Below are 20,432 nucleotides of genomic sequence, written 5' to 3'. Positions count from 1 at the left end.
CGTGGCCGAGGATCTCGGTGACCTGCTGCGTGAGTTGGCGCCGCAGGTCCTCGGCACCTTGCTGCGCAAGTACCACGACTTCGGCACGTGTGAGGACGCGCTGCAGGAGGCGTTGATCGCGGCCGCCACCCAGTGGCCGGTCGAGGGTGTCCCGGACAGCCCGCGCGGCTGGCTGGTCACCGTCGCGTCCCGGCGGCTCGTCGACCAGGTTCGCAGCGAGCAGGCCCGGCGCCGGCGCGAGGCGTCGGTCGCCGGTCTGGAGCCGCAGGTCGAGCCGGTCACGCCGGACCGCGACGACACCTTGGCGTTGTTGTTCATGTGCTGCCATCCCGCGTTGAGCGCGGCGTCGCAGGTCGCGCTCACGCTCCGGGCTGTCGGTGGTCTCACCACGGCTGAGGTCGCCAACGCCTTCCTGGTGCCCGAGGCCACGATGGGGCCGCGGATCAGCCGTGCCAAGCAACGGATCCGTACCGCCGGCGCGACCTTCAGCATGCCCGAGGGCACCGAGTTCACCGAACGGCTCGGCGCTGTCCTGCACGTGCTCTACCTGATCTTCAACGAGGGCTACACCGCGACGTCCGGCCCGGACCTGCACCGCTCTGATCTCGCCGCTGAGGCCGTCCGTCTCACCCGCGCGCTGCACCGGTCGCTGCCGGACGACGGCGAGGTGGCCGGCCTGCTCGCGTTGATGCTGCTGACCGACGCCCGACGCGCCGCGCGGACCGACGCCGACGGCGGCCTGGTGCCGTTGGACGAGCAGGACCGGACCCGGTGGGACGCCACCATGATCGAAGAAGGCGCCCAGCTGGTCACCAACGCGATGCTGCGCTCACCGCTCGGTCCGTACCAGTTGCAGGCGGCGATCGCGTCGCTGCACGTCCAGGCGTCGCACGCGGAAGACACCGACTGGCACCAGATCCGGTTCCTGTACCGGGTGCTCTGCCGGATCGCGCCGAACCCGATGGCCACTCTGAACCACGCGATCGCGGTGGCCAAGACCGACGGTCCGGACGCCGGTCTGTCAATGCTCGGTGAACTGGAGAAGGACGACCGGATGGCCCGGCACCACCGGCTCGCGGCGGTCCGCGCCCACCTGTTGGAACTCGCCGGGGACGACGCGGGCGCGCGGGAGAACTACCTGGTCGCGGCCCGGATCACCACGAGTCTGCCCGAGCAGCGCTACCTCCGCGCCCGCGCCGACCGGCTCACGCCGTCACCAGGGTGACGGCGGTGGGGGCGGCACGACCGGCGGCCGGTCGTCACACGTGATCGTGTTGGGCAGCAACCAAGGCGCCAGCCAGCCGGTGTTCCCGCCGAGGTCGGTGAGGGAGAACTCGGACCCCGCCGGGGTGAAGTGGAACGAGCCGCAGTTGTTCGCCGGGACCGCGCCGACGTTGCGGGCCACCACGTTCTCGAACGACGCGGACCCGGCCGACCGGGCGCTCAGCACCGACGTCCCCGTGCCGTCGACCTTGATGTCCCGGAAGTGGACGCCGCTGATCGAGTACAGGTCCTTCACCGGGAAGTCGCTGACCAGCATCAGGGCGTTGTAGGTGCTGTCCAGGAACCGGTCGCCGACCACCTCGATGTCCGCGTCGATGGACTTCTCCAGCGCGTAGATCCACAGCGCGCCCAGGCCGATCTTCCAGTTCAGCTCGTAGCCGCCGGCGCGGACCGTGGTGTTGTCGGTGATCCACACGTGCCCGGTGAACGGCTCGGCGCCGAACCGGGACCCGAGTTGCAGCCCGCTGCCCTCGCGGATCGGGTCGGCCACGAGGTTGCCGGACACCGTGTTGTCATTGCCGCCGTAGAGCGCGATCCCGTTCGCCAGCACCGGTGTCTGGACGGTGTTGTGGTCGAACGTGTTGCCGGCGTCCTGCGTCTTGTCCGACCACATGGCCAGGCCGTCGTCGCCGGTGTTGCGGATGAAGTTGTTCGACACCAAGGAGTTGGTGACACCGGTGTGGAAGTTGACGCCGTCGGCGATCTGGTCGGCGATGACGTTGCCGGTGATCCGGAGGCGGGTCATCGGCCCGTCGAGCCACATGCCGACCTTGGTGTGGTGCACGTACAGGCCGTCGACGGTCGAGTCGCTCAACGCGCCGCCGATGCCGTTGACCTGGTCGTCGTCCACGCGTTCGCGGACGTCACCCTCGATGGCGAACCCGGACAGGTGCACGTTCCGGCTGCCGCCGTCGGCGACGTACCTGCCGTAGAACCCGACTCCGTGGCCCTTGACCACTGTGTACCAACTGCCGGCGCCTTCGACGGTCACGTCGTCCACGATGACGTGCCGGTCGACCCGGAACGTGCCGGGCGGGACGAACACCTTCAGCCGGGTCAGCCGGGCGACTGCGATCGCCGCGTCGAACGCGTCCGCCGACGCACGCCGGCCAGCCGGGTCCGCGCCGAACCACTGCACGTTCAACGCGCCGGGCGCGAAGTGCGGCCGGTCCACCAGTTGGGAGTCGAGCAGGTCAATGACTGTCCACTCAGGACGATTGTGCGCGGTCAGCCGGACCTTGTCGCCGGCCCGGTAGGTGCGGTCGAGCATGAGCCGTTGCTCGTCGTAGAAATGGCTGGGGCGGAACGGTTTCGGGAACACCGGGGCCGGCGTGGTGGCCGACGGCACGCAGGAACACTCGGTGGTCCACCAGTCCGGGTGCAGGAGGTCCGCGTTCGGGTCGTTGGTGAACGGGTACTGGTTGTAGAGCCACGAGAACTGGGACGTCAGCGTCAAGGCGGCCTGGCGCCGGCCGTTCACCCGCACGTCCAGGGGTGCGGTGATGCCGCCGCCAGTAGGTGCGTCCGGGATGCTGTACCGCACGGTGATCGCGTTGGCCGCGCTCGGCAACGTGAACTCCACCCACTGTCCGGGCGCCAGCCGGACGGCCCGGCGCCCGGACGCCTCACTCGCGAGGGTGTACGCGGTCCGGTCCGGGCCGATGACGACGCCGTCGGTCGTCGCGTTCTCCGCCTCCTGCTCGGCGAACCCGACGGCCGCGCCGCGTCCCGCCACCAGCGCGGGATCCAACGCGGCCCTCGTCACCACCGGCCCGGCCGTGGCGAACGCCGATCCGGTCAGCACACCCAGACCGGTCGCCGTCGCCACCGCGAGCGCGACCCACCTTGCGGACATGTCGTTCCTCTCGGGCCGGAGTGAGGCGACCATAGGCCGCCGTCCAGAACCCGACAAGGTGTTGTGTCGCAGAATCGACCGTTTGCACTAAGTTTTCATGTTTCTGTCGAAGTGTTGCTCACCTAGCCGAGCCTAGCCAATTGATGGGATGAACTGCGGGATCCGGCGGGCGGGTGCGGCCCGTTCGAACGCGGCGCCGAACGCCAGTACCTTGGCGTCGGACCACTGACCGGCGAAGAACGACAGCCCGATCGGCAGCGGGCCGGCGAACCCGGCGGGCACCGAGATGTTCGGGTAGCCGGCCACGGCGGCGGGTGTCGACGAGCCGAGGACGAACGCATCGCCCTTCGCGTAGTCGGTCTTCCACGCCGGGCTGTTCGTCGGCGACACGATCGCGTCCAGGTGGAACTTGGCCAGCGTGTCGTCGATCGAGTGCTTGGCGCTGGACGTGGCGGTCTCACGGGCCTTCAGGTACCCCGGGTCGGTCGGCGGCGGGGCGGCCTCGGCCTGCTCGAACAGCTCCTGGCCGAACTTGGACAGCTCGACCGGGTCCGCCTTGTTGAAGGCGATCAGGTCCTTGAGGGTGTTCGGCCGGCCCGGGCGGTTCGCCAGGTACGTGTTCAGGTCCCGGCGGAACTCGGTGAGCAGCGCGGGCAGCTCGTTCTGGTTCACCGCGTCCTGGAACGGCAGGTCCACATCGACCACGGTCGCGCCCTTGGACTTCAACGTCGCCACCGCGTCGTTCACCACCCGGTCGACGTCCGCGTCGGCCCCGGCCTGGCGCCACACGCCGATCCTGGCGCCGCGCAGGGCGTCCGGCCGCAACAGCGCCGCGTAGTCCTGCGGCTGGTCGCGGGGAATCCGCAACGTCGCCGGGTCGGAGCGGTCGCGTCCCTGCAGGACGGACAGGGTGATCGCGGCGTCCACGACGTGCCGCGTCATCGGGCCGGGGGTGTCCTGTTCGGCCGAGATCGGCACCACACCGGTCCGGCTGACCAGGCCAAGCGTCGGCTTGTGCCCGACGATGTCGTTCTGCCCGGACGGGCACACGATCGACCCGTCGGTCTCGGTGCCGATCGCCACCTGGGCCAGGGTGGCCGCGATCGCCGCGCCCGACCCGGACGACGAGCCGCACGGGTTGCGGTCCAGCACGTACGGGTTGTTCGTCTGTCCGCCCACACCGGACCAACCGGACGTCGAGCGGGTCGAGCGGAAGTTCGCCCATTCCGACAGGTTCGTCTTGCCGAGGATCACCGCGCCGCCGCGCTCCAGCCGGGTGACCAGGGTGGCGTCGTTCGTCGGCGGGGTCGCGGCCAGCGCCCGGGACCCGGCGGTGGCCGGCATCCGGTGGGTGTCGACGTTGTCCTTGAGCAGCACCGGAATCCCGTCGAGCTGGCCGAGCGTCCGGCCGTGCCGCCTGCGGGCGTCACTGGCCGCGGCGTCGGCGAGCGCCCGCGAGTTCAGCGCGATCACCGAATGGATCTTGCCGTCCACCCTGGCGATCCTGGCCAGGTACGCGGCGGTCAGCCGGACCGACGAGAGCCGGCCCTGGTCCATCCGGTGCTGTAGTTCGGGAATAGTGGCCGAGTCCAGGTCGAAACCTAACACGGCGTCATTGTCCGCCCACGCCGGCAACGGCGAAGCGACGAAGGCGGCCACGGCGAGGAGCACAACAGGCAAACGCATCCGTGACATGAGGGCATGCGACTCTCCAGCGGTGATCGAATCAACCCTCGTTCGTAGGGTTGCGTGGGCGGCACGGTCAGAACGTCGTGGTCATCCCGCCGTCGACGGCGATGGTCTGGCCGGTCACGAAGGACGCGGTGTCGCCGGCCAGGAACACCACGACACCGGCGATCTCCTCGGGCCGACCCCAGCGGCCGAGCGCGGTCCGCGACCGCAGCCAGTCCGTCCACTGTGGATCGTTCGCGAACTGGGCGTTCACCTCGGTCGCGAACGTGCCCGGCGCCACCGAGTTGACGGTGATCCGCCGCCGGCCGAGGTCGGCGGCCAAAGCCCGGGTCAGACCGTCCAGGCCGGCCTTGACCGTGGCGTACGCGACGTCCCCCGGCCGGCCGAGCTGGCCGGAGACCGACGAGACGTTGATGATCCTGCCGGGCGCCCCGCGCTCGACCAGGTCGGCGGCGACGGTCCGGCTCAGCGCGTACGCGGACGTGACGTGGATCTGGAGCATCCGGGCCAGGTCCGCCGGTGTCAGCTCGGCCATCCCGCGCCGGTCCCGTTGACCGACGTTGTTCACCAGCACGTCGATCCGACCCACCGCGGCCACGGCCGCCCGCGCCGCGGCCAGGTCGGTGACGTCGAACACGGCCATGTCCGCGTCCAGGCCCTCGTCGCGCAGCCGCGCGGTCGCGTTCGCCAGCGTGGTGGCGTCCCTTCCGTTGAGCACCACGTGCGCGCCCGCACGCCCCAGGCCGCGGGCCATCTCCAGGCCCAGGCCCCGGACCGAGCCGGTGACCAGGGCCGTTCGCCCGGCGAGTGAGAAGTCCATGCCCGCTCCCACTGAAACAGTCGTTTCAGTTAGGGTAGCCCATGCCCTCGCCACGGCGGACTGAACTGCTCGACGCCTGCTACCGGTACGTGCTGGAGCACGGGCTGATCGGACTGTCGTTGCGGCCGCTGGCCGCCGCCGCCGGATCCAGCCCCCGAGTGCTGCTGTACCTGTTCGGCAGCAAGGACGGCCTGGTCCGCGAACTGCTCGCGCGGGCGCGACGGGACCAGGTCCGGATGGTGACGGCGGTCCTCGACCCGAACACCGCCCCCGTCAGCGGGTTCCAGGTGCTTGTCGAACGACTCTGGATGTGGTTGTCCGCGCCCGAGCAACGGCCGACGGTCCGGCTGACCTACGAGGCGTTCCTGCTGTCGTTGAGCAGCGATCCCGGCCCCTGGGCGGGGTTCGCCGGCGACGCCGTGCGCGACTGGCTGGATCTGCTGGTCCAGGCCCAGCCGGGAACGCCGTTGCCCGAGGCGGAGGCCAACGCCACCCGAGCACTGGCCCTGATCCGCGGTCTACTGCTGGACCTGCTCGCCTGTGAGCAGCCCGACCGGGTCCGCGGCGCGGTCCAGGCCGGCTGGTAGGGCCTGATCTCGTTGCGTAGCAACGAGATCAGGCCCAGGGGTGAAACGAGTCAGCCGATCAGGCCGGCCAGTGCCGCGCTCTTGAACGAGCCCCAGCCGGTGGTCTGGTCGTAGCCGGTGGCGGCGGTGAAGCCGGTGACACCGTTGAAGCTGTTGTTCCCGGTGGTGATGTCGTGGAAGCCAGTGGTGTACGTCGAACCGTTGCCGATGCTGTAGAAGGTCGGGTTCAGGTTGCCCAGCTTGCCGCCGTGCCGGGCGTTCTGCAGCGTGGCGAACCCCGCCCACAGCGGCGCCGCGCCGGACGTGCCGCCCACGGTGACGAACTGGCCGGCGGAGAAGATCCGGTAGCCGGAGGACGGGCTGGCGTCGGCCGACACGTCCGGCACCTTGCGCCTGGTGGTGCTCTGCGCGGACTGGTAGGACGGCGCGTTGAAGATCGTCGAGATGCCGCCGCCGGTGGATCCGCCCGAGCTGCCGTCGTTCCAGGTGGACTCGGACTGGTACGCGTTGGCCGAGGTCACGTTCAGCCTGGTGCCGCCGACCGCGGTCACGTTCGGGCTGGACGCCGGGAAGTCCACGGTCCTGGCGAGGCTGCCGGTCTGCCGTGCGCAGTCGGTCGTGCCGTCGTCGCCGGCCGCCACGAAGTAGGAAATGCCTTCGGCGGCACCGGTTGCGAGCGCGTTGTTCACGCTCCTGGCCTGGCTGGCGCCCTCGGCCGGCTCACACGAGCCCCAGGACACCGACATGACGCTCACTCGTGCCTCGGACGCGATCTGTTGGTACATCGCGAGTTCGCCCGCGCTGGAGTTGGGCGCCTCGTAGACGAAGTCGTTGGCGGCCGCGGCGAGCGCGTGCACGACCTCGACGTCCAGTTCGACCTCGATCTGGCCGCCACCCGGGTTCAAGTCGAAGTTGGCGCCGCTCACCGACACCGTGGTCACCGAACCCGCCGACAGGCCGTTCGTGCTGTCGTACTGGGTGATGTTCGACTTCTGGTAGCCGTCGAACTCGACGAAGCCGACGTTCACGCCACTGCCCGTGCCCTGCGCGGCGGTGACGCCGTACGCGGACTTCAGGATCACCGGAGTGACAGCCTTGACCACCCTCGGGTCGGCCGTGTTCTTCACCGCGTAGTGCTTGCGGACGGCATGATTGTCCAAACCGACGACATTGGCGACCACGGCCGACACAGCGGCGGGCAGGGCGGGCACGCTGTCGTTGGCGTAGAAGTCACGGCCGTTGGCGTTGTCGTGATAGCGCCCGATCCGGGTGTGGAAGGCGGATTGTGCCTGTCCGGTGGACAGGGCGAACGTGATCGCCTGACGGTTGCCGGAAACCTCGATGCCGGTGGCACCGCTCTGCTTGAGGAACGACATCGCGGTATCCACGTCGGCCTGGGTCGGTCCGAACGCCTCGCTGAACTGATTCGGCGTGAGGAAGTGCCGGTATTGCGGCGACGCCGGGTTCTGAACGTCGGCGAGGAACCTTTCCAAAGCGCCCTCGTTGTGCAATTTCAGCGACAGCGCGGCGGTGATCGGCTGGTCCGCCCCGGCGTCACCGGTACGGCTGCTGTCCACCAGCGGGGCCGCGTTGTCGGCGAGCGCGACCAACGGCTCGGCCGACGCTTGAGCGGGAACTGTACCGATAATGAGTGTTATCGCCGACAGTGGCGCGATGGCCGCGGCGAACCTGCGCAAGCGCATGGGATTTCCTCTCAGCAGGGATACAGGCACGGCGACGACGCGCGGATGCCTGTCCACGCAGCATAAGAAGGCACGTTCGCACCCGGAACCTACTTTTGTCGGGGGTTGCCTTCATCCCACTTTTCGGTCGCGACAAGGTCGTCGTGTGATAGCGCCGTGTTATAGCGACCGCGCATATTCGGGCAGAATTCCAGATTGCCCGAATCATCCCGGACATCCCCGTTCACACCGCTGTCACAAAGCCGTCATATCGCCATATGTCGATGTCGCTACGGATGACCTAACGACCGCGGAGCCGGGTGAAGTAGTCTTGGCCGGCCTTGATGGCCGCGGTGATCTGCTGGACGCTCATGCAGTCCAGCAGGTTCGGCTCCATCAGCACGGCGGGCGACAACTTGTTCTGCAGCAACAGCTTGGTCAGCACGACGAACACGACAGTCCTGATGTTCCCGTCGGAGAACACGTGGATCTGGTCGAGATCCTGGCAGCACCGCGCGATCGCGGTGATCCGCTGGTCCGAGTTCGCCGGTGGCACGCCGAGCGACGCGATGTCGTGTTCGTACGCGGCCAGGATGTCCTCGACATAGCCGGACGCCGTGAACGGGTCCACGGGTGCGATGACCACCTGCTTGTTCTCGACAGTAGGCCCGGCCATCATCGCCGGGTCGCTGTCCATCCTCTTGCCCACCGGATTGCCGCGGCGGTGTCTCGGCGGATCGCTTGCCCGCGCGGCGAACTTGGCCTTGAGTTCGTCGTACCCTTCCTGACTCCACGTCTGGCCGGGCCGGACGCCGAACCGCACGGTGCCACCGGACGTGCTGCCCCGATATCCCTTGCTCATCAGCACGCCACGGGTGTTGTACACGTTGTCGACGCAGAGATCGTGCAAGTGCTCGTAGTACCGGCAGGTCAACGGGCGGTCGACGTCGGCGAGCATCGCCGTCAGGGCACCCAGCATGGCGACCAGGTAGCCGTGCTCGTTCTCGAACCGGTACTTCACCTGGGTCAGTTTCGTCGTGCCCGGCGGCGCGAGGTGCTTGTTGCCGTCCATCACCAGCTTCCACGACTCGCGTTCGGGGAACCCGCGGTATTCGGGATGGCGGCGCATCTGATCGGCCAGCTTTGTCTCGGCGTTGGCGATCGCGGCCTCGTCGACGCCTTCGCCACGTTTCCTCGGCGCCGGGACGGACTCCGGCTCGGTGCCGCGCAGAGCATCCAGCTTCAGCTTGAACCCCAGGGCTTTCGTGTTCCGCAGCCGGGATCCCATTGACAGCGCGTTCCTCGGCGACTCACCTTCGGCACTCGTCATGACTCGTCGGGACCGTTGATCGACGCGTGATCGATCTGGTTGACCATGTCCGGCACCGGGAACAACGTCTCGAACCGGCTGACCGCGGCCGCGTCCCCGCTCTCGGCGAGCTTCAACGCCAGCCGCACCCGGTCGACTTCCGCCTGCTTGCGGTCGTTCTCGATCCGACGCTCCCGCACCGCCTCGTCCTGCAGGCCGTTCGAGTACTCGTCGAGCGCGGTGCCCAGGCCGAGGAACGAGTCGACGACGATTCCGTCGGTGCGCATGACGTTCTGGTCGGCGGCGACGATCACCCCCGGCACGGAGACCGCGGCCGAGTTCGGCGCGACCCGGTAGTACGAGCGGTAGCCGGGGTTGACCCGCATGCTGCCCGTCACCGCCGAATTCGGCACGGGTTCGACGAACTTGGTCGCCTGCGCGCCGGTGTGGTCGGTGATCGCGGACACCGCGGCCAGCACCTGGGCGCGGACCGACTCACGCTTCTCCTTCGTCACGAACGTCCCCAGCAACTGGTCTAGCTGGTGCAGCGGCACCTCGGTGCGCGACTCGGCGTACCCGTTGAAGAACGCCACCCGCAGGTCGACCAGGTGCAGCAGGGTGACGAACTCCTGGTTCATCTGCCGGAAGACGAAGTTGAGCGTCCGGGACAGGTTGATGTTCTCCAGCTCCCGTTCGACCGCCAGCTCCTCGCGTTCCTCCCGGACCATGTCCAGGCTGGTGTCGATCTGCACGTCCCGCCGGGACGAGGCGCGGGCGGCGTTCTGCGACACCGCGTTGGACAGGTTCTTGGCGAACTCGGCACGGGACGTGTTCATCGCGCCCGCGACGCCACCTTCGACCCGCACGCTGGCCGATCCCCAGCCCCAGGTCGCCCGCCCTTCGGCCTGAGCCTCGGCGTGGTACTCCAGGCTGCGGCTGGTAGCGTCCTGGTTGCTCTGCTCGGCCAGCACGGTCCGTTCGAACTCGCTCTCCGTCTCGGTGGTCACCGAGTCCAGAATGGACGATGTCTCCTTCATCGTCACCGTGCTGCGTTTGTACGTCCTCACCCGGATCGTGGTCTTCTCGCCGGGCAGCAGGGAGAACGTCTTGATCGTCCGCCCGGCTCCATAACGCGCGGGGAACGACGACAGCCGGTAGTACTCGACGAGCAGCAGCGAAGGTGTGCGGCGCACCGGCGTCGGGAGGAACTTGTACGACAGCTTCCCACCGGTGTCGCGGTAGACAACCAACCGGTTGCCGGCCTTCGTCAGGGTGACCACGGTGTCCTCGGACAGGTTCTGCAGCGCCGTTTTCACCGCCTGCATCCCATGGGCGTCCCGACCGACGCGGACACCAGGAAACGCGGCCGGGTTCAGGTATCCGGTGGTCTTGGCCGTCCGGAACGCGTCAAGGACCTTGGCGTCCTCGGTCACCCGCTGTGGCTTCTGGTCGCCGTAGAGGAGGCTGTCCTCGGCATAGCCGATCGCCGCGTCGCCGTCGACCAGCAGGTCGTTCAGATTTCGGGCGGCCGGCCGGATCGGCGTCGTGGTCCCTCTCACCGGCTCCTCCTCGGCGGGCTTGGCGGCGAACACGTCGGCGGGGAAGTCCAGCTCGACGATCTGCTTTCCCCGGTAGGACGTGGGTTCCGGCACGTCGTAGCTCAGCACGACCGGCGCGCCGCCAGGATCCAGCGCCACCAACGGCTGCACGGGCGATGCAGTGGGCATCGGGATCCGCTGCGACGATATGGTGACCTTGATCCGCCTGCGGTCCAACACCTTCGACACGTCGTCCTGGAATCGCAGCGGCACAACGGTGTTCGGCTGGCCGCTGTCCTGGTAGTTGACGTGCAGGTCCAGCCCATTGCCGGGGAACGACCGCAACGACAGCGGTGAGGAGTCCGTCGTACGGGCGACGCCCACGGCCATCCCGGAGACCTCGAAGTCGGCGTGGTCACGCAGCCCGGCAAGGAAAAAGCGGCTGTCGCCGGCCGGTGCGGTCACCGAATACGCGAGCGTGCCCGGCGGCAGCGCGGGATCGGCGTCGATCACGTAGCTGATGAACAGGGATTCGTCAGACGCCACAGCCATTTCGGCCTCCCAGGGCACCGCCCGCCATCGGCAATGGCCTGACGGTGCCCGTCGCCATCCCACCTGTCCACAAGGGTGCCGCCGGTTCACCCGGACGGCCCCCAGTGGCTTGGTCTGTTCCGGCGACGGGGCTTGTCCCGCCCCGCCGCCACCGGGTAGGGACTCAGAGACCAGGGGTGAGCGGGATCTTGGTGAGTCCCTTGCCGCCGGTGCTCTTGTTGGAGGCGCCGACCTTGTTCGGGTTTGCCGAGCAGGAACTCTGGTCGGTGACGTTGATGCCGTAGCCGTTGGCGTTGGTGACCGTCAGCGTGTTCTTGCTGAAGATGTTGCCGCAGCCGTTGCCGGTGTAGACGTTGTGCACCTGGAACGTGTCCAGGAAGGCGTTCTTGGCCGTGTTGCCGGTGATGGTGTAGTTGTTGCCCTTCGCGTCGATCACCGAGTCACCGGAGTTCTGGTTCTTCTCGCCGGTGCCGTCGAATATGTTGCCGGCGATCAGGCCGTCGTGGGTGCCTTCCTTGATGTCCACCCCCTCGGCCGCCACGCCCGGACCGATCTTGTTGTCCAGCACCTGGACGAAGTTCCCGGCGTCCGGGCCGCCGCCGGTGCCGAAGCACTCCCAGTTGCTGTTGGCGGATCCGATGTAGACACCCTCGCCGAAGCCAGGCTGTTCCAAGCCGGTGTTGTAGACGGTGGAGTTCTTGATCACCCCGAAGGCACTGCTCTTACGGAAATGCACGCCTTCGTAGCCGACGTCGTGGACAGTCACGCCGTCAACGGTGACGTGCTGGGAGCTGTCCAGCACGATCCCCTTCTTGGCCTTCGTCACCGTGAACCCCTTGAGGTTCCAGTAGTTCGCGCCCTGCAGCCACAGGCCGTAGCCGGTCTGGCCGGAGGGGCAGTCGGTGTCGCCGGGGTTGAAGAGGGGGTCGCTCAGCACCGCGGACGGGCCGCCGGTGAGCGTGATCGGGGCGGATGCCGTGCCTGGTCGCGTCGCCACGAACTGGCCGGCATAGTTTCCGTTGGCCAGGTTGATGGTGTCGCCGGGATTGACGGCCGCGAGGGCCGCCTTGAGCTGCGCCGCGGTGCTGACCTGGTAGGTCGTCGAGGCGTGGGCGGTGTGCGCGGAGATGAAGATCAGCCCCATCGCGCAGGCATAGACGGCTGCATGCCTGAGCCTGGTCATGGTCGGTTCCTTCCCATGAGTACGGAATCCGGTTTGGCGGCTCAGGCGGCGGTCGTTCACGAGTATGAACAGATGACACACTTGTGAACGCTGCTTTATCGTATCCCTTTCAGCGACACCAGCCAAGATGTGCGTGTGAACAACGGAACGATCGCTGTCGGACCACTGCTCGCCGTCGTCCTGGTCTTGCTGGCGGGTGCGGGCGCGGTGGTCGTCTGGCTCGGCAAGATCGGCACGTGGCATGCCGTCCTGACCGCGAGCGCGCGGGCCGCGATCCAGCTGACGGTCGTGTCGCTGGTCATCACCGCCGTGCTGCGGTCGGGTGGGCTGACGGTCCTGTTCGTCGCGGTGATGTTCGGCATCGCCGGCCTCACGTCCGGCCGTCGGCTCGGCCGGTGGACACACGCGCGGTGGGCCGGCACCGCGATCGGTGCCGGCGTCGCGCCAGTGCTGGCGATGCTCGTCGGCTCCGGGCTGGTCCCAGTGACTCCGGTCGCGATCGTTCCGATTGCTGGAATACTCATCGGCGGCGCGATGACGGCGACCACATTGGCCGGTCGCCGCGCCCTGGACGAACTGCGTGCCCGCCGCGGCGAATACGAGGCCGCGTTGGCACTGGGCCTGCTCCCCCGCGACGCCGCCTTGCTGATCTGCCGTCCGTCAGCAGGTAGCGCGCTGGTGCCCGCGTTGGATCAGACACGCACCGTCGGGCTGGTGACGTTGCCGGGCGCGTTCGTGGGCGTCCTGCTTGGCGGGGCGTCACCGCTCCAAGCCGGCGCCACCCAGCTCGTGGTGCTCATCTCGTTGCTCGTGGTCGAAGCGGTCGCGGTGGTCGTCGTGGTGGAACTCGTTGCACGTGAAAGAATCCCCGTGGTGTACAGCTCCTCGTAGGACGTGATGGTCTCGTCCAGGCTGTGCCGCGAGACGATCTCGTGGCCCGCTTTGCCCATGTCGGCACGCAGTGACGGGTCCGCCGCGAGCGTGGCGACGGCGGCGGCGAGTCCGTTCACATCGCCAGGTGGGTACAGGAAACCGCTGACGCCACCGCGTACGAGGTGAGGTAGTGCCATGGCGTCGGCCGCGACGACGGGCAGGCTCGCGGCCATGGCCTCCATGGTGGCGATGCTTTGCAGCTCCGCCGTTCCGGGCATGCAGAACACGTCAGCCGCGCGGTACGCGCTCACCAGGTCCTCGTCGCTGACGAATCCGTGGAAGTGGACGCGGTCTTCGACGTGCAGCGTCTTGGCCAGCCGGGACAGTTCTTCCCGGCAGGAACCGTCACCGACGATCTCGGCGCGCGCCGACGGCAGGAACGGCAACGCCCGAAGCAGGTCGCCGACGTTCTTCTCCTTGTCGAGCCGCCCCACGAACAGAACCGTGACCCGATCTCCGTTCGGAGTGCGTTCGGTCGCGTAGTGGGTAAGGTCGACACCGCACGAGATGGCCAGTGCCCGCTGGTGCAGCCCTTGCGCGGTGAGCAACTCGACGGCTCTAGGGGTCGGGGTGGTCACTGTGGTGGCGTTCCGGAAGACCCGGACCAGGTCTCGCCACGCCCAACGCGAGAGACGATCCCGCGCCCACCGCGGCAGGGGTGCGAAGCCGAGCAGGTTCTCGGGCATGAAGTGGTTGGTGGCGATCACAGGCAGATCGCCGGACGCCGCGAGGACCGACCGGCCGACAGAGAAATGGGACTGCACGTGCACAACGTCCGGGCGTAGTCGTTGAATCAGCGGGGCCACCGCGCGGGCCGCGTGTCGTGGAGTGGTGACACGGAAAGTCGGATGGAACGGGGTGCGCCACGCCTTGAGCCGGTGGACCGTCACCGCGCCCACTTTTTCGGTGTGTTGTCGGCCGGAGTACGACGGGCAGACGACGTGCACGTCATGGCCGTGGGCGGCGAGTCCGTTCGCCAGGCGGCCGGCGAAATGCGCGGCGCCGTTGATGTCGGGCGGGAACGTGTCCGCGGCCATCAGGATGCGGAGCCGGGCGTCGGTCATGGGAAAGTCCTCCAGGGGAACGAATGTCCGGGCCAGGGCGAGCACGCCCGAACCGGCTGTCACTGCGAGTGCCACGAGCGCCACGTACGCGAGCGGGGTGAGCCGTGCGGCTTCGCCGTAACACCACAGGCCGATGACCACAGCGGTGAGCGGATCGACCACAGTGGTCACCGCGATGACGGTCGCCGCCTGTCCCGCTGCGTATGCCTGGTGTACGGCCCAGCCGCCGGCGACGATGAGCGCGACGGACTCGGCCGCCCACCCCAGTCCGGTCAGGACCTGGTGGTGGGTGAAGATGTCCAGCGACGCGACCCTGATCAACGCCGAACCGGTGCCGAACAGGACCGCCGCGGCCGCCGCCGAACCGAGACATCGCCGGCGTCCCAGAACGAAGATCAAGGCGGCCACGACGACGAAGGGCTGCACCAACTCGGGTCGGGGCACGCCGGCCGCTCCCGCGCCGCTCAGCGCGGCCACTCCGACGAACCCGGCCACGCCCAGAACCACGGCGAGCAACGAGAACCCGGCCTTCACCCGCCGGCCGAGGACGACCGTCAGCACCAGGCTCAGAACGCCAATAGGTTGGACCACGACCAGTGGTGCCAACGACAGCGCGGTCGCGTGGAGGCCGCTGCCGGTGATCCCCAACGCCGTGCCCGCGAGCCACCGCGGCGAACGCATCGCCCGCCACAGGGTCCGTAAGCTGAGCCGTCCCTCGTTCTGCGCCCGTACCGCGCCGTGCTGAAGCGTCACCGACCCGGCGAAGCAGCACGCGGCCACGACAGCGCACATGATGGCGAGCAAGATCATCGTACTGCCCTGCTTACGGTCGTCGCGAGAACAACGAGAAACGCCAGTTCCACGCCCAACGCCCCGCGTTCGAGCAGTCCTTGCGGAAGCCAAGGGACAACTTGGGAAACGCCGAACGCCCCGGCCGTGGCACCACCCAGGTAGGCGAACCAACGCGCCCTGGCGGCCACCACAGTCCACAGTGGATGACTGCCGAGCCTGCGGGCGAGACTCAGACAGGCCAACGGCATGCTGGTGAGGAACAACGCACCACCGAACCTGTGCACCTCGCCGGCCCAAGTAGTCTCCGTCGAACTGGGATTGCCGGGGAACACCGCGCAGATCGTCAGTCCGGTGCACCACAACCCGAACCACACCCTGGGCGCCGCCGCCCGCGGCAGCCCGGCCCGCACCATGGCCGCCCCGATCGCGACCCCACCCAAAACCAACAACCCCACCGCCACTGCGAACAACCACGCCCCGGATCCGTGCAGGGCGTAGTCACTGACCGGATCCGTGAGCGGGTCCACCTGCCGGCCGAGCGCGATCGTGAGTGCGCCGACCACCGCGAAAGCCCCCACGGCGGTGGCCACAGCCAGCTTGGCCAGGGTCGCCGCGTGGGGATGAACCTGAGATGTGGTCACACGTCAACAGTGGGCGCGTTCGATGAGAGATTGATGAGGATGTTCGAGGGTTTGGCTAAGAGACCGCTGTCGCCACGCTGTCCACGGGAAGGGTTATCGTCACCAACGCGCCGCCTGATCCGGCCCGGGTCGCGCGCACGGTTCCGCCGTGCTGTTCGACAATCTGTTCCACTATGGACAGTCCGAGGCCCGAGCCGGGCAGGGATCGGGCGGTGTCGGCCCGGTAGAAACGCTTGAAGACGTGTGGCAGGTCGCGGTCCGCTATCCCTGGGCCTTCGTCGGCGATCGCGATGCTCGCCGCTTCGTCGTCCACTTTCATGGTCACCTGGACCGCGCTGGTGGGTGGACTCCATTTGGCCGCGTTGTCAAGGACGTTCAGGACCGCTCGTTCCAGCGAGGCCGGTTCTCCGCTCAGGTTGGCTCGTTGGGTGGTGACCTCGAAACGGACATGGGGGGCTCTGGGGCCGACCCGTTCCACCGCCGAGGCGACCACCGCGGCCAGGTCCACCTCCTCCCGAGCCGGTGGCTGGCCGCCTTCCTCGCCGGCCAGGACGATCAGTTCGTCGATCAGGGTGCTCAGCTCGACCACCTGGACACCCAGGTCGGCCAGCAGCCGGTCGGTCGACCGGAGCTGTCTGGACGGGTCCTTGCCGGCGTGGATCAACAGCTCCACGTTGTTGCGCAGGCTGGTCATCGGTGTTCTCAGCTCGTGGCCGGCGTCCTGGACCAGACGTTTCTGGGCCGCCCGCGAGGCGGCCAACGCGGTCAGCATCGAGTTGAACGCCTCGGCCAAGCGGGCAGTCTCACCGCGGCCGGCCACGTCGATCCGGGCGGTCAGGTCCTGCGTACGCGCCACCCGTTCGGCCGCCGAGGTCAGGGCGTCCACCGGGCGCAGGCCGGCCACTGCCAGCCTGCGCCCGGCGAAGGCGGCGAACGCGACACCGGCCACGCCGACAAGCACGTGCAGCAGCCCGATGTCGAACAGGGTGTGCTCGATCCCCTCGGCGTCCCTGGCGACCTGGGCGGCGCCGCCGTCCGCCCGGTGCACTGTCCACACGCGATAACGGTCGTGCGCCACCATCAGGGTCTCGGGGGCGTCCACCGACCGTCCATCCGCGACAGACCGGGCCAGTGCCGTCACCGGCAGGGCTCGTCGTTCCGCCGCCGCCAGCGACGGGTTGCCGTTCGGGTCGACGAACTGGACGAGTAGGTCCGTCCGCCGGTCGTCCGCGGTCCGCAGGGTGCTCAGTGCCTCGTCCGGTGAGTCGGTACTCGCCGCGAGTTGGGCGTAGGAATGGACTTGTGCGTCGAACTGCTGGTACAGCTTGGCGCGCACGATCAGGTACGAGCCGAGGGCGACCCCGACCACGGCGAGCGCGACCGTGCCGAACGCCAGCACGGTGACCCTGGCACGCACCGACAGTCCACGCAGCCACCTGGTCACAGGGGTTCGTCCCGCAACACATACCCGACCCCACGCACGGTCTGCACCAGCCGGGGCTCGCCGGCCGCCTCAAGCTTGCGCCGCAGGTAACCCACGTACACGTCGAGCCCGTTGGACGCCGACCCGAAGTCGTACCCCCACACCAGGTCGAACAGCACCTCACGGGTCAGCACCATCCTGGGGTGCCGCAGGAACGTCTCCAGGATCGTGAACTCGGTCCTGGTCAGCCGGACCCGGCGCTCGCCCCGCCGCACCTCCCGGGTCACCGGGTCCATGGCGAGGTCGGCGAACCTCAACTGGGGCTCACCGGGCCGCGCCGGCGAGACCCGGTGCCCGGCGCGCCGCAGCAGGGCGCGGACCCTGGCCAGCAACTCCTGCAACGCGAACGGTTTCACCAGGTAGTCGTCCGCGCCCGCCTCCAGCCCGGCGACCCGGTCGCTCACGTCACCGCGGGCGGTGAGCATCAGGACGGGCACGTAGTTGCCCTCGGCCCGCAGCGCCCGGCAGCTGGCCAGGCCGTCCAGGACGGGCATCATCATGTCCAGGATGACCCCGTCCGGCCGCTGCGACCGGATCAGGTCGAGCGCCCGCGCCCCGTCGGGAGCGACGGACACAGTGTATCCCTCGAACTCCAGCGTCCTGGACAGCGAATCACGGACGGCCGCCTCGTCATCGACGACAACGATGTGCACGTCACCGAGGGTAGGAGCGCGAAGGCAAACAGACGGCAAGAAACGTTCGGGGTAGGTTACCCGGCGCGCGCCGTGGACAGTGCGTGCACCAGGAAACTCGCCACCTCGCCCGGGGTCGTGCCCCGGCCGAAGACCCGGTCCACGCCCAGTTCGGCGGACATCAACGGGTCGAACCGGGGTCCGCCGGCCACCAGCAACGGCCGCCGGTCCCCCATCGCCTCCCGGAACGCCGCCGACATCTCCTGGGTGTTGTGGATGTGCGCGTCGCGCTGCGTCACCACCTGGGACACGAGCACCGCGTCCGCTTTCTCGGTGCGGGCGCGTTTCACCAGGTCGGGCACGGTCACCTGGGCGCCGAGGTTGATCACTTTCAGTTCCCGGTAGTACTCCAGGCCCTTCTCGCCGGCGAAGCCCTTGATGTTCAGGATCGCGTCGATCCCGACCGTGTGCGCGTCCGTGCCGATACAGCCGCCGACCACGACCAGCTTGCGGCGCAACGTCTTCTTGACCACCGAGTTCACTTCGGACGGGGACAGCAACGGGTACTCGCGTTCCACCACCCGGACTTCGTCCAGGTCGACGATGTGCTTCACCGAGCCGTAGACCACGAAGAACGTGAAGTCCGGGCCGATCGGCTTCGAATGCACGACCATCGCCGGGTCCATGCCCATCTTGTTCGCCAGCTGGAGCGCGGCGCCGTCGGCGCGCGGGCCGTGCGGCACCGGCAGCGTGAACGACGTCTGGATCATCCCGTCGCCGGTGGTGTCGCCGTAGGGACGGACGTGTCGCTTGGTCATCCCGCCTCCAGCTTCAGTTGCGCCGGGTTGACGTACCCGTCCGCTTTCTCGATCACGCCGTCCGCGCCCTTGCCGCCGTCCGGCGGGCGCTTCATCAGGCCGAACGTGCCGTCCGCGATCGCGGTCAACAGACCGTCGTCGACAATCCGTTCCAGCAGGTCCACCGCCTCGCCGAGGACCTGGTGGGCACGCTTGACGATGAAGCCGTCCGGTGCCGGCCGGAAGTCCTCGCGCAGGCTCCCGGCGGCGTTCAGGACGTACCGGACGTTGGCCAGTGCCAGGTCCCGGTCGGCCAGGAACGGCGTGACCACCGCCTCGGTCATCATCCCGACCAGCAGGATCGACTGTCCGGTGAGGACACCCGCGAGGTTGAAGAACCCGTCCAGCAGGTGGCCGTGGAAGACGTCGCCGGTCATGTGCTTGGTCGGCGGCATCCACTTCAGCGGGGCGTCCGGGAACAGTTCCCTGGCCAGCAGGGCGTGCGCCAGCTCAAGCCGGAACGAGTCGGGCAGGTCCGGGTTGATCTCGAAGGCGTGCCCGAGGCCCAGCAACGAGTCGGGCAGTCCGGCCTCGTGCGCGAAATGCTCGTTCAACAGCTGCGACACCGTGACGGTGTGGGCGGCGTCGACGGCGTCCGCGGTGGTCAGGTAGTTGTCCTCGCCGGTGTTGATGATGATCCCGGCCCTGGCGTGCACCTGCCGGGAGAACCGCTGGTCGACGAACGTCCGGATCGGGTTGATGTCCCGGAACAGAATGCCGTACATGGAGTCGTTGAGCATCATGTCCAGCCGCTGCAACCCGCCCAGCACCGCGATCTCCGGCATGCAGAGACCCGAGGCGTAGTTCGTCAGCCGGACGTACCGACCGACCTCTTTGGACACGTCGTCCAGGGCCGCCCGCATGATCCGGAAGTTCTCCTGGGTGGCGTACGTACCCGCGAAACCGTGGTGGGTCGCCCCCTCCGGCACGTAGTCCAAAAGAGACTGCCCGGTGGACCGGATCACGGCGATGATGTCCGCGCCCGCGCGGGCGGCGTTGCCGGCCTGGACGACGTCCTCGTCGATGTCGCCGGTCGCGACGATCAGGTAGATCCACGGGCGCTGCGGCGGATCCCCGAGCTTCGCGATCAGCTTGTCGCGCTGTGCCCGGTTCCGGTCGATCGTCCGGATGCCTTTGGCCACCGCCGTTTTCGCCGCCTTGGCCGCGCTGGTGGCGGCCCGCCCGGTCGGCACCCGGTACTGGACCTGGCCGGCCGCGGTCGCCTCGGCCAGTTCGGTCAGGGACGCGAAGTCGCCTTCTTTCAACGCGTGGAACGCGGGCAGCACGACCCCGTGCTCCAGACCGCAGTGTTCCCGCACGGTGTCGATGACACGGTTCACCCAGGGCACGTCGCCCGCGCGATGCGCGGTGTCGGCGCCGGTGATGCCGGCGAGGCGAAGCGTCGCGCGCTCGACGGCCACCGTGGTGTGTGCCCTGGCGAGGGCGACCACAGGCGCACCCGCCTGAGTCGCGAGGTGCCGAGCCTTGGCCACAACGCCGGGGTCGAGGTCCAGCAGTCCACCCATCA

At 68.5% G+C, this 20,432-nt stretch carries 15 protein-coding genes and 1 pseudogene; 3 read left to right on the top strand and 13 right to left on the bottom strand.

The window, feature by feature from the left end:
• Nucleotide 1: 1 nt before the first annotated feature.
• A complete protein-coding gene (locus tag EV192_RS14755; protein ID WP_132115528.1) occupies nt 2-1,225 on the top strand; it encodes an RNA polymerase sigma factor in 1,224 nt (407 codons plus the stop codon).
• Here EV192_RS14755 and EV192_RS14750 read toward each other — a convergent pair.
• The 3 genes from EV192_RS14750 to EV192_RS14740 form a co-directional block, all read right to left on the bottom strand.
• Entirely contained in the window at nt 1,214-3,139 is a 1,926-nt protein-coding gene (locus EV192_RS14750) for a glycosyl hydrolase family 28-related protein (RefSeq protein ID WP_207926056.1), read from the bottom strand. The genes EV192_RS14755 and EV192_RS14750 overlap by 12 nt on opposite strands.
• A 132-nt stretch (nt 3,140-3,271) precedes the next feature.
• A complete protein-coding gene (locus EV192_RS14745) occupies nt 3,272-4,825 on the bottom strand; it encodes an amidase (protein ID WP_424923357.1) in 1,554 nt (517 codons plus the stop codon).
• A gap of 76 nt (nt 4,826-4,901) precedes the next feature.
• Nucleotides 4,902-5,651: an SDR family oxidoreductase gene (locus tag EV192_RS14740; RefSeq protein ID WP_132115523.1), complete on the bottom strand. Its 750-nt coding sequence runs from the start codon at nt 5,649-5,651 to the stop codon at nt 4,902-4,904.
• A gap of 41 nt (nt 5,652-5,692) precedes the next feature.
• Between EV192_RS14740 and EV192_RS14735 the strand changes: the two genes are divergently transcribed.
• Complete coding sequence (locus tag EV192_RS14735) at nt 5,693-6,238, top strand: TetR/AcrR family transcriptional regulator (protein WP_132115522.1); 546 nt, start codon at nt 5,693-5,695, stop codon at nt 6,236-6,238.
• A 50-nt stretch (nt 6,239-6,288) separates the two neighbouring features.
• On the opposite strand, the gene EV192_RS14730 is transcribed toward EV192_RS14735, so the two are convergent.
• The 4 genes from EV192_RS14730 to EV192_RS14715 all read right to left on the bottom strand — a co-directional run bounded on the left by EV192_RS14730 (nt 6,289) and on the right by EV192_RS14715 (nt 12,502).
• Nucleotides 6,289-7,941 carry a S53 family peptidase gene (locus EV192_RS14730; RefSeq protein ID WP_132115521.1) on the bottom strand — a complete coding sequence of 551 codons (1,653 nt, stop codon included), beginning with the start codon at nt 7,939-7,941 and terminating at the stop codon, nt 6,289-6,291.
• A 280-nt stretch (nt 7,942-8,221) separates the two neighbouring features.
• Nucleotides 8,222-9,250, bottom strand: coding sequence for a Fic family protein (locus EV192_RS14725; protein ID WP_132115520.1), 1,029 nt, complete (start codon nt 9,248-9,250; stop codon nt 8,222-8,224).
• Nucleotides 9,247-11,319 carry a hypothetical protein gene (locus tag EV192_RS14720; RefSeq protein ID WP_132115519.1) on the bottom strand — a complete coding sequence of 691 codons (2,073 nt, stop codon included), beginning with the start codon at nt 11,317-11,319 and terminating at the stop codon, nt 9,247-9,249. The genes EV192_RS14725 and EV192_RS14720 overlap by 4 nt, the downstream gene beginning before the upstream one ends.
• Nucleotides 11,320-11,482: 163 nt before the next feature.
• Nucleotides 11,483-12,502 carry a right-handed parallel beta-helix repeat-containing protein gene (locus EV192_RS14715; protein ID WP_132115518.1) on the bottom strand — a complete coding sequence of 340 codons (1,020 nt, stop codon included), beginning with the start codon at nt 12,500-12,502 and terminating at the stop codon, nt 11,483-11,485.
• Between the two features lie 135 nt (nt 12,503-12,637).
• On the opposite strand from EV192_RS14715, the gene EV192_RS55745 reads away from it, so the two are divergent.
• Nucleotides 12,638-13,393, top strand: a complete 756-nt coding sequence (locus EV192_RS55745) for an ABC transporter permease (protein WP_132115517.1) — start codon at nt 12,638-12,640, stop codon at nt 13,391-13,393.
• Nucleotides 13,394-13,410: 17 nt separating this feature from the next.
• Here EV192_RS55745 and EV192_RS55740 read toward each other — a convergent pair.
• The 6 genes and pseudogenes from EV192_RS55740 to kamD all read right to left on the bottom strand — a co-directional run.
• Nucleotides 13,411-14,472, bottom strand: a pseudogene (locus tag EV192_RS55740) (glycosyltransferase); the annotation flags it as partial.
• 833 nt (nt 14,473-15,305) lie between these two features.
• Complete coding sequence (locus tag EV192_RS14700) at nt 15,306-15,932, bottom strand: DUF998 domain-containing protein (protein WP_132115515.1); 627 nt, start codon at nt 15,930-15,932, stop codon at nt 15,306-15,308.
• 55 nt (nt 15,933-15,987) lie between these two features.
• Nucleotides 15,988-17,376: a sensor histidine kinase gene (locus EV192_RS14695; protein WP_132115513.1), complete on the bottom strand. Its 1,389-nt coding sequence runs from the start codon at nt 17,374-17,376 to the stop codon at nt 15,988-15,990.
• Nucleotides 17,373-18,068 (bottom strand): response regulator transcription factor, encoded by a 696-nt coding sequence (locus EV192_RS14690; protein WP_132115511.1) that lies wholly within the window; start codon nt 18,066-18,068, stop codon nt 17,373-17,375. The genes EV192_RS14695 and EV192_RS14690 overlap by 4 nt, the downstream gene beginning before the upstream one ends.
• Nucleotides 18,069-18,124: 56 nt before the next feature.
• Nucleotides 18,125-18,865, bottom strand: coding sequence for a lysine 5,6-aminomutase subunit beta (gene kamE / locus EV192_RS14685; RefSeq protein WP_132115509.1), 741 nt, complete (start codon nt 18,863-18,865; stop codon nt 18,125-18,127).
• Entirely contained in the window at nt 18,862-20,430 is a 1,569-nt protein-coding gene (kamD, locus tag EV192_RS14680; RefSeq protein ID WP_132115507.1) for a lysine 5,6-aminomutase subunit alpha, read from the bottom strand. The genes kamE and kamD overlap by 4 nt, the downstream gene beginning before the upstream one ends.
• Between the last annotated feature and the right edge of the window lie 2 nt (nt 20,431-20,432).

This window comes from Actinocrispum wychmicini (assembly GCF_004345645.1).
Classification (GTDB): domain Bacteria; phylum Actinomycetota; class Actinomycetes; order Mycobacteriales; family Pseudonocardiaceae; genus Kibdelosporangium; species Kibdelosporangium wychmicini.
Note: the sequence above shows the minus strand (reverse complement) of the source record. Positions and strands in the feature narration are given on the sequence as shown.